Origin of the sequence: Candidatus Sodalis sp. SoCistrobi (assembly GCF_900143145.1) — a bacterium.
Lineage (GTDB): Bacteria > Pseudomonadota > Gammaproteobacteria > Enterobacterales > Enterobacteriaceae > SoCistrobi.
The window spans coordinates 1-10,252 of the sequence record NZ_FRDB01000099.1 but is presented as its reverse complement, the minus strand read 5'-3'; the positions used below and the strand labels follow the sequence as shown (position 1 = coordinate 10,252).

General features: G+C 57.0%; 7 protein-coding genes, 3 pseudogenes and 1 other annotated feature. Of the genes and pseudogenes, 4 read left to right on the top strand and 6 right to left on the bottom strand.

The features are described from left to right. Positions 1-87, bottom strand: a sequence feature (AL1L pseudoknot). This feature is flagged as partial in the annotation. The 5 genes and pseudogenes from CINSTRO3249_RS08380 to CINSTRO3249_RS08360 form a co-directional block, all read right to left on the bottom strand. Further along, positions 45-365 (bottom strand): annotated as a pseudogene (locus CINSTRO3249_RS08380) (transposase); the annotation flags it as partial. (Overlaps the previous feature by 43 nt.) Before the next feature lie 43 nt (positions 366-408). After that, positions 409-795, bottom strand: a complete 387-nt coding sequence (locus CINSTRO3249_RS08375) for an ABC transporter permease (protein ID WP_074012947.1) — start codon at positions 793-795, stop codon at positions 409-411. Continuing rightward, on the bottom strand, positions 796-2,286 hold the full coding sequence (locus CINSTRO3249_RS08370) for a sugar ABC transporter ATP-binding protein (protein WP_074012946.1): 1,491 nt from the start codon (positions 2,284-2,286) through the stop codon (positions 796-798). It lies immediately after the preceding gene. Between the two features lie 81 nt (positions 2,287-2,367). Then, positions 2,368-3,258, bottom strand: coding sequence for a substrate-binding domain-containing protein (locus CINSTRO3249_RS08365; protein WP_074012945.1), 891 nt, complete (start codon positions 3,256-3,258; stop codon positions 2,368-2,370). 738 nt (positions 3,259-3,996) lie between these two features. After that, a pseudogene (locus CINSTRO3249_RS08360) lies at positions 3,997-4,852 on the bottom strand (tagatose bisphosphate family class II aldolase). Between the two features lie 547 nt (positions 4,853-5,399). Here CINSTRO3249_RS08360 and CINSTRO3249_RS08355 point away from each other — a divergent pair. From CINSTRO3249_RS08355 to CINSTRO3249_RS08340, 4 genes and pseudogenes are all read left to right on the top strand, one after another. Next, on the top strand, positions 5,400-6,227 hold the full coding sequence (locus CINSTRO3249_RS08355) for a DeoR/GlpR family DNA-binding transcription regulator (protein WP_254304321.1): 828 nt from the start codon (positions 5,400-5,402) through the stop codon (positions 6,225-6,227). A 10-nt stretch (positions 6,228-6,237) separates the two neighbouring features. Continuing rightward, positions 6,238-7,192, top strand: a pseudogene (locus tag CINSTRO3249_RS08350) (sugar kinase). A gap of 412 nt (positions 7,193-7,604) precedes the next feature. Further along, complete coding sequence (locus CINSTRO3249_RS08345; RefSeq protein WP_074012943.1) at positions 7,605-8,840, top strand: sugar transporter; 1,236 nt, start codon at positions 7,605-7,607, stop codon at positions 8,838-8,840. Positions 8,841-9,213: 373 nt separating this feature from the next. Next, positions 9,214-9,930: an alpha/beta hydrolase gene (locus tag CINSTRO3249_RS08340; protein WP_371441375.1), complete on the top strand. Its 717-nt coding sequence runs from the start codon at positions 9,214-9,216 to the stop codon at positions 9,928-9,930. An 84-nt stretch (positions 9,931-10,014) separates the two neighbouring features. Here CINSTRO3249_RS08340 and CINSTRO3249_RS08335 read toward each other — a convergent pair. Continuing rightward, on the bottom strand, positions 10,015-10,252 hold a 238-nt coding region (locus CINSTRO3249_RS08335), incomplete at its 5' end, for an integrase core domain-containing protein (RefSeq protein WP_143146883.1).

Sequence of the window (10,252 nt, the reverse complement as noted above, 5' to 3'; positions counted from 1 at the left end):
CTCGACCCCATGCTGTTCTATCAGCGGCACCGTTAACGACGCTATTTCTTGCAGTGGCGGTCGAGCTCCGCCTGGGCAAAATATGCTGACGCCTGTCGTAGAATATCGTTGCTGCGGCGAAGCTCACGGTTCTCGCGCTCCAGCTCCTTAAGCCGCTGACGTTCATCCGCGTTGAGACTGTTTTTCACCGCCAGCCGCTGTTCATGTTGCTTGATCCACAGACGCAGCGTCTCGGGTATGCAGCCAATTTTTGGTGCAATGGACTGGATCGCTTTCCACTGCGAAGCATGCTCATGCTGAGTTTCCAGCACTAGATTAACTGCCCGTTCACGGACTTCCGGAGAGTAACGTTTGGTCGTTGTCATAGAGACCTCCACTTTTAAAGTATAGACTCTAATTTATCCGGGGTTATTCAGTCAGCGCACCGTTAATGCAACCCAACAGCAGTGCGGCGACGATGGCCATGGGCAGCACCAGCAGGAAAGGAACGCCAAACGAGAGGCCCAGCGCGGCGAAAGTCCCCACTAGGGCGATGGTGGCGCCAACCGACAAATCGATATCGCCCAGCAATAGCACATAGGTCATGCCGTAAGCGGTAATGGCAATAATGGAGACCTGCAGCACAATATTGGTCAAATTATTGGCGGTAAAAAAACTGCCGTTTAACAAGCTGAACAACAACACCAGGGCCACCAGGCCGCCGACGATGCCACCATACTGCTTCGCGGCGCGGATAAAACCGGCGCCGGCGCCATCGCGCTGATGCCCGGGGGAAAGGAGAGCTTTATCACTCATTTATGCGACTCCTGTAGCGGCGGAGATGACCTGGGCCGGGGTTAACTGTGCGCTGGGATAATTGTTGACGATGCGTTTGGCGCGCATCACCACCAGGCGATCGCTTAACGCCATCACCTCCGGCAGTTCGGAGGAAATAAACACAATCGCCGTCCCCTGGGCCGCCAATTGGCGTACCGTCTGATAGATTTCATATTTCGCGCCCACGTCGACGCCCCGCGTCGGTTCATCAAGAATCAACACCCGTGGGGTCTTTTGCAGCCATTTGGCCAGCACGATTTTTTGCTGATTGCCCCCGCTCAGCGTACCGGCACGCTGATAAGGGGAACTGACGCGAATGTTCATTCGCGTTATCGCCTCCCGGGTGGTCTGCCGCTCCCGGCGCCGGTTAATCAGCGGGCCGGCGTGCTGGAAAGCAATATGTTGCAGGTTGAGATTGACATCATGACTCAGCACCAGCCCCTCTTCTTTTCGATTCTCGGTGACAAACGCGATCCCCTGCGCGATGGCCTGTGCGGGGGAGCGAATAGTCGCCGGTTTACCCGCCATGAGAATATCGCCGTCGCATCGCGTCAGACCGAAAATGCCCTTCATCACATCGCTGCGCCCGCTGCCGACCAAGCCAAAAAATCCCAGCACCTCCCCCGGCCGGACGCTGAAGCTGATATCGGCAAATTGCCCCGGTCGATTAAGATGGCGAACTTCCAGCAACGGCACGGCGCCGGAGTCAGGACTCGCCCCTAACCGTGGCGGGAAGACGTGTTTCATTTCCCGGCCGACCATTTGCGCGATGAGTTGCGCGATGGTGGTGTTGGCGCGGTGGTGGGTGGCAATAAACGTACCGTCGCGTAATACCGTGATATCGTCGGAGACGCGCATGATTTCATCCACGCGATGGGAGATATACACCACCGCGCAGCCGCGCGCCTTCAAGCGGTCGATAATGCCGAATAAAATTCCGGCCTCGCCGTCGCTTAACGATGACGTCGGTTCATCCATAATCACCACCGCAGCCGGAAAGCTGAGCGCCTTGGCGATTTCCACTAATTGCCGGTGCGCCAGCGATAGCGCCCCCACCCGCTGATGCGGGTCAGCCTCAATACCTAACTCCGCCAGCAGCCGCCGACAGTCCGCGACCATTTGGCTATCACGGATAAAACCGTAACGGGCCGGTTCATGGTTGGCGTAGATATTCTCCGCTACCGTCATATTGTTGCTAAGGCTCAATTCCTGAAACACGGTGGCGATGCCCAGCGCGCGGGCATGAGCGGGATTGCGGATCGTCACGGCACGGCCGTCAACAACGATAGCCCCCCGGTCTGGGGCATACAGACCGGCAAGAATTTTCATCAGTGTCGATTTGCCGGCGCCGTTTTCCCCCAGCAACGTATGCACCCTGCCGCGGCGTAACGTCAGACTGACGCTTTGCAGCGCCACTACGGCACCGAATGTTTTCGCGATATCGCGCACTTCCAGCTGAATATCCGACATCATGCTCTCCGGTTGCTGAGGCCTGCGGCCGAGCGCCAGCCGGCCTGGTCTGCCCGGTCGGCGCCGGGCAGTGCGTTTCCGTTAAGGTTTTTGATAGACGCCAGGGGCCACGGCAATGGTTTTCGGCACCGTTTTGCCGTTGAGATAATCGACGGTCGCCGCTACGGCTTTACTGCCCATCTGGTCCGGGTATTGCTGGATCACGGCGACAAAGGTCGGGTCGTTATCCACCGCTTTGCGCGCCTCCGGCATGCCGTCGAAGCCGATGATTTTGATGTGATCGTTGCGCGCCGATCTCGCCGCGATCACCGCAGCCAGCGCCGCGTCATCGCCGAAACCGAACAGACCGTCCAGCTTAGGATGCCCTTGCAGGATATTTTGCGCGGTGGTCAGCGCTTCGGCGCGGGTGATACCCGGCTGAATCGCGACAATCTTCACTGCGGGGGTCTCGGCCAAGCCCTTTTTAAAGCCATCTACCCGCGCAACCACCGACTGCAGCGCCGGATAATCAATGATGGCCACATCGCCTTTGCCATTAAGCAGTTTCCCCATCAATCGGCCGGCCTCTACGCCACCCGCATAATTGTCGGTCGCTACATGGCTTATCACGGGGACCCCTTCCGCGGCCACATCGACGCTGACCACCGGAATGCCGGCTTTTTCCGCTTTAATAATGGCCGCCTGGACGCCGCGTGAATCGACCGGTGAAATAATGATGGCGTCGACCTTTTTGGTAATAAAGTCTTCAACGTCCGATAATTGTTTATTCAGATCTTGATTGGCTATCGAAATATTAAGCGTCACATCTTCGCGTTGCGCTTCGGCTTTCATGGCATTCGCCAGTTCAATATAAAACGGATGCTGCTGAGTCAGCAGCGAGGCGCCTATTTGGTAGTGTTTCGCCTGCGCGGCCTGCGTGAACAGCGATAAAGACGCCGCCAATAGGGCGCCGATAAGAGTGGCATGCTTCATGTTTTATAGACCTCAATGTCGTTAGCGCCGCAACATACGCGACGATTCAGCCACAGCTTGACGCCGTGACTACAGAAGTTAGGCCGGACGGAAAGGCCGACGGCCCTGAGAGAAAACCTTACTCAGCGCACCACCTTACCCGGGGCACCGCCACGCTGGCCGGCTGCCAAAAGCGCATGACGCATCGCGCAAGAATGAGAGGCCTCGGCCGCAGCAGTGCTCGGTTGCCCATCATCGACAACGGAAAACCGCTAACCAAGAGCCGATAGCCATCAATCACTCTATTATTGTTTTTATAATTATTATTTCTTTATCTCTGTATTTCTTAATTTCTGTATTTTTAGCGCCGCCCATTATTGATCTAATTAACTTCACGCAGAGTGAGGGTTTAAAAAGACATTCGCAACCCTGTCCGTTGTGCCAGCCCAGGCAGGGCCCAATTACTCTCACCATTGTTAGCAACGATAAATACCTTCGCGCTCCCCTCGCCCCGTTTTATTATCGGCCATTGCGCTGAGATATTGAGTTATCAGCCTGTGGCCGTCAGCAATAAGGTGCAACTCACCTGATTGCCCTGTTGCCTGCTCTGCCGCACAGGGTCATCACTTTGTCGACATTGTTAAGATTTACCCGTTGCCTGCGCTGCCGCACAGGGTCATCACTTTGTCGACATTGTTAAGATTTACCCATTGCTTGCGCTGCCGCACAGGGTCATCACTTTGGCGACATTGTTGAGATTTACCCTTTGCCTTCGCTGCCGCACAGGGTCATCACTTTGTCGACAACGGCTTTCATCGCCCGTTTTGCCGGTGGCATATAATGGCGCGGGTCGGTGGCGTCGGGATGTTCAAGCAAGTAGAATTTTAACGCGCCGGAATAAGGCGATTTTCAGCTCGGTCGCCACATTGACCTTGCAGATGCCCAGATCGATGGCACGGCGAATATCTTCGTCGGCCAGGCCCGACGCACCGTGAAGCACCAACGGCACGCTGACCCGTTGGCGAATCTGCTCCAGCCTGGCGAAATCCAGCTGCGGCGCGGCTTTGTACAACCCATGGGCAGTGCCGATCGCCACGGCGAGGGAGTCAATACCGGTACGGCTAACGAATGTCGCCGCCGCCTCCGGGGAGGTCAACAGTTTGTCGCGGTCCGCAACCACTTTATCGTCTTCCTCGCCGCCAAGCCGCCCCAACTCTGCCTCGACGCTGGCATCAAAGCGGTGACTGAATGCCACCACTGATTGAACCAGCGCAATATTGCGCTCAAAGGAAAGCGCGGAGCCGTCAATCATCACCGAGCGGATACCGGCATGAACCTTCGCGCTGATATCCGCCAGCGTTTCATGATGGTCAAGGTGCATCACCAGCGGCTGGCGGTATTCAGCGGCAAGCGCGCGCGCTATCATCACCAAATTGTTGGTGCCGCCGTAAGTGAACGTCCCGGGCGTGCCGGCGAGAATGACCGGCGAACGCCGCGCCGCCGCGGTTTCCACAATCACCTGCAGGGTTTCAAGATTGTGGATATTGAATGCCGGCACGGCGTACCCTTCACGTTGTGCTTTCAGCAGCAGGTATTTGCTGGAGATAACTGACATGTCGCTTTCTCCTTAACGATTAACGGTGCCACCAGAGACACCCATCCGCGCTTTTGCCGCACGCGGCCCCTGAGTGTGGCTTATAAGCCGCAAGAAAATCATAATAACCTTCAAATTGAAACTTAATATAAGGGTTATGTCGCGACAATGGCGTGACAGCGATCAAATTTAAGCACAATGCTTACAAAACGTAAATAATGATTATTGTAAAACGAAAGTGTTACTCTTTTCTGCGGCTTTACCTCGCTTCTCCACCCCCGGCACCCGCGCGTAAAGGGGCAAAAAGACTGTTGTCCAGCCGGCGGCGATGGTACAATTGTCAAGATTTAAGATAATGATTATTAAGGGTTATTATTAATTTCATTTTCTAATAATCAATCCCTGTCCGGCGTGCCGCGCCGTGCGGGAAGCCATCGCCAACGGCAGCGCAACACGGTTGGGTGGTGCCCTGCGCCCCTCCGGGCGTTGGCTCGGGTCGCCTGAAACTTTCAATTGGAAAGTTTGCGGACTATAGTGAGGCTATTTACCGCTTATCCAGGATGGCACCGTGCCGAGAAAATCATCCAACTTATTGAAGCGGCGACTGAAAATCGCTGAGATTGTACGAAAACAGGGAGAGATACGGGTGGAAAGCCTGTGTGAACAGCTGGGCGTTTCCGGCGTCACTATTCGCGGTGATTTGGCGTACCTTGAACAGCAGGGTTATTTGAAACGCTCGTTTGGCGGGGCCATTTCCACCGCCGCCGCCATCGCGCCACAGCGTGTTTCGCCACCGGCCGGCGAGGTACCCAATCGCGCCGCGGAGCTGGAAATGGCGCTGCATTGCGCGCGCCTGGTGGCCGATCGGGACACCCTGTTCTTGGGGCACGGTGCCATTACCCGCAAGGTTATCCCCTTGCTGAGCAGCCGGAAAAAGCTGCGGCTTATCGTTAACGATCTTCACCATGCCCTGCTGGCGAATGAGTTTATCGATGGCGAGGTGATCCTGGCAGGCAGCGAGTTAATTCGCAACCGCCATGTTCTGGTCGGCAAAACGCTGGACAGCGTCGTGCAAAATTACACGCTTTCTCACTGTATTTTGCAGGCCACATCGTTGGATGCCACCGGCGCCCTCAGCGGCGAGCTGCCGCAGTTGGCACCGCATTACCAGCGGGTGCTCGATAATGCACAGATGAAAACCCTGCTGGTCACGGGTTATCCGCCGCCCGAGGGTGCTCACGCGCCGGCCGGGCAATTGACCCAGTTGGACAATTTGGTGACCTGCGGTGCGGTGAACGGATTTTATCAACAGCAGTTGTTCGAGTCGGATTTCATCATCCGCTACAGCAATAACGAGTGTTTTACCTGGACTAATCGGGATTCTACTGGGGATTAAAGGGGACGCTATGTCTGTGAGCATCTGCACCATGGGGGAGTTACTGGTGGAATTTCTCTGTAAAAATTATAACCAGGGCTTTACCCGGCCCGGGGAATTCCTCGGCCCCTATCCCAGCGGCGCGCCCGCCATCTTCGCCGCGCAGGTCGCCCGGCTGGGCTTCAGTTCGCTGTTGTTCGGCTGCGTCGGCAACGACGATTTCGGTGAGCTTAATATAGAGCGGCTGCGCCAGGAGGGTGTGGCGACCGAGGGCATCACCCGGGTGGATAAAGCGCCTACCGGTACCGCGTTTGTCAGCTATCGCACCCCCCTCGAACGGGATTTTATCTTCAATATTCCCAGCAGCGCCTGCGGTTTTCTCTCCCCAGACCATATTCAACCCGCCTTGCTTGAGCGCTGCCAGCACTTTCATATTATGGGGTCGTCGCTGTTTTCGTTTCGTATCATTGACGCCATGCGTAAAGTGATACAGATAGTCAAGGCCAATCAGGGAACCGTTTCCTTCGATCCCAACATCCGCAAGGAGATGATGAATATCCCCGAGATGCGTCAGGCGTTCGATTACATTCTGGAATACACAGATATCTTTCTGCCAAGCGAAGGGGAAATGACGTATTTCGCCCACGGCCGCAATCAGTCGGAGGCGGCTATCGTGGCCGACCTATTAGCGGGGAGGCGTGCAGCATGTTACCATCAAGCGCGGTGGTAACGGCGCCAGCCATTACCAGTGGCTGGAAGGTGCGCTGCATGAGCAACATGTCGCGGGCTACCAGACACCGCTGGTGGATCCCACCGGCGCCGGCGACTGTTTCGGCGCAACGTTTGTCAGCCTGCTGCTGGCCGGTTATCCGGTGGGCGAAGCGCTGACCTATGCCAACGCCAGCGGCGCACTGGCGGTTTCGCGCAAGGGGCCGATGGAGGGCATTTCTACGCTGCAAGAAATTAAACGACTGGTGCTGGCCTAAGCACGGCGCCCCCTTTTCGACCCTTATCCGCGCTGCGGGTCGCCTGGCAGCGGATCCGCCCACCTTTCACTGAATACACAGCACCTTTCACAGGACACAAAGCACTCAGCTCAAAACACAAAGCACTAAGCACTAAGCACTAAGCATCAAGCATAGCCTACAGGGCTAAGGGCGCAGAGCCCCATTCACCAAGCACGAAACGGTGCGCACAGCGCACTCAGCGCTCATCACCTCCTCAACCCTACGCGGGCGAAAGCACGGGGCGATAACTTCGCAAAAAAACGCGGCACAGATCACAGATCAAGAGTAAACTGTTACCACGCAGCCCGGGCATCGCAGGCCCCGCTGCCACGACGACGCCCGCGCCGCCCGGTGCTTTTCGCTAAATTCTATTTTGTTGGCTGCCATCGCAATGCAAACGACCCGTTCCTCCCGCCATTTCCGGGCCCGCCCGCCGTTTACGCCTCGCACCAGTCGCTCAAGAGCCTGGCTACGGGTGCTATGTCTGGCGCTGGCGGCCTTTATCTTCAATACCACCGAATTTGTCCCGGTCGGGCTTCTCAGCGATATCGCCGCCAGTTTTGCCATGACGCCGGCCCAGGTGGGATTAATCATTACCGTTTACGCTTGGGGGGTCGCGCTGATGTCGCTCCCGCTGATGCTACTTTCCAGTCAGATGGAGCGGCGCGCCCTGCTGATGGGTACTTTCGTGCTCTTTATCGCCAGCCATATTCTCACCGCCTTCGCCTGGAATTTCTGGGTGTTGATGGGGTCACGCATCGGTGTGTCGTTGGCCCATGCGGTGTTTTGGTCGATTACCGCCTCGCTGGCTATCCGGGTGGGGCCGAAGGGGAAATCAGCGCAATCGCTCAGCCTTCTGACCACCGGCACCGCGCTGGCGATGGTGCTGGGGCTGCCGCTGGGCAGACTCATTGGCCAATATCTCGGCTGGCGGATTACCTTCGGCATTATCGGCATCACGGCGCTTGCGATCATGCTGCTGCTGTGGCGTCTGCTGCCGCGTTTGCCGAGCAATCACTCAGGCTCCCTGAGCAGCGTGCCGGCATTGTTTCGCCGCCCGGCGCTGGTCAGCATATACGCTATTACCGTGGTGGTGGTCACCGCCCATTATACCGCTTATAGCTATATTGAACCCTTCATGCAACGCGTGGCCGCGGCCGGCGACAACTTCACCACCATGTTGCTACTGCTGTTCGGCGCCGCCGGTATTCTCGGCAGTCTGGTGTTTTCCTTCCTGGGCAATCGTCACCCTACCGCGCTGCTGGTGGGCGTCATATTCTGTCTGATGGTTTGCCTGCTGTTGCTGCTGCCGCTGGCATCGCATAATCTCGCTATCGCGTTGTTGTGCGTTATCTGGGGCATGGCCATGACCGCCCTCGCCCTGAGTCTGCAGGTGAAAGTACTCGGCATGGCGCAGGACGCTACCGATGTCGCTATGGCTCTGTTCTCCGGCATTTTCAATCTGGGTATCGGCGCCGGCGCGTTGCTGGGCAATCAGGTCAGCCTGTTCTTCTCCATGGATGATATCGGCCTGGTGGGCGCCCTGATTGCCCTGCTCGGTCTGGCGCTGTGTATCTGGGCGTTCCGCCGCTACCGCGAGGTGTTCCGTCTCACCAACCTCGGGTAAGGCCGTTGACCACCGCTGCTGCCGGCCTGAGCCGTTACGCTCACATTGACAACCGGTATTGCCCAATGCCGGCAGCAGCGGCATGCCTACATCCCGTGGTGGCCCCTGCCAGAAATCAACGCAACGTCGACGCCTGCGTCATGCCGCAGGTGAGGCGGAATGCGTCTTCCACCGCCGGCCGGGACGTCGGCCCACGCGTTGATTATTGCCGGCAACGTCATACTTTTGTCATAACTCGCTCATGCCGCGGTCAGTTTCACCCCCTTACACTCCTCTATGAAACGAACACCGATACTTACTACATGAGGAACACGTTATGAAACTGACCCTCGGTCAATCCATCAAGATTATCGCTCTGTCCTCCGTCTGTCTGATGGCGGGCATCAGCACCGCCGCACAGGCCGTAAACGTGAAAAACATCGTCCTGGTGCACGGCGCCTTCGTCGGCGGCGCGGGCTGGCGTCCGGTGTATGACATTCTGACGCAGGATGGCTATAAAGTGACGCTGGTTCAGGAGCCGCTAACCTCGTTCAAAGAAGATGTCGCCGCCACCCAACGCGTGCTGGCTCAGCAGGACGGCCCGGTGATCCTGGTCGGCCACAGCTACGGCGGCACCATCATCAGCGAAGCGGGTAATGATGCCCATGTCGCCGGTCTGGTCTATATCGCCGCCCACGCGCTGGACGTCGGCGAATCAAGCGGCGGCAACGGCAAAAAATACCCCAACAGCGCACACCCATATGTGAAAACCCCCGATGGCTTTATGATGCTGGCGCCGGCGAATTACCCCGGCGATTTCGCCGCCGATTTGCCCGCCAAGCAAGCGATGTTTGAAGCGCAGGCGCAGATGCCCACCGCCGCCGCCATTTTCTCCACCACCATCGACAATCCGGCCTGGAAAACCAAACCCAGCTGGTACATGGTGGCGAAAGCGGACAAAATCATTAACCCTGATTTAGAACGGATGTACGCTCAGCGCGCCAAGAGCCATACGGTAGAGGTTGCCGGCGCCAGTCATTCGGTGTATGAATCCCATCCTAAAGAGGTTGCGGCATTGATTGAGCAGGCCGCCGCGCATGCGGTGAAATAAGCCGGCCCGCTGCGCACCCTATCCTGATGCGACGGAGTGAATGATGAATAACCCCGAGTTTATTAGAGAGTAATTTTGGCAATACTACGCCGCTTCCTCTGATGCTAATTGCAAAGCGTAATAGTTCATTTCGGCTTCAGTAGGAGGGATGTAACCCAGCCGCCCGAGCAGCCTTCTGTTGTTGTACCAGTCCACCCAGTCCACCCAGTCCAGCGTGGCCAACTCCACTTCCGTCCGGTTTTTCCAGCTCCCGCGGTGGATAACCTCCGTTTTGTACAACCCGTTGATACTCTCTGCCATCGCATTATCGTAGGAGTCGCCG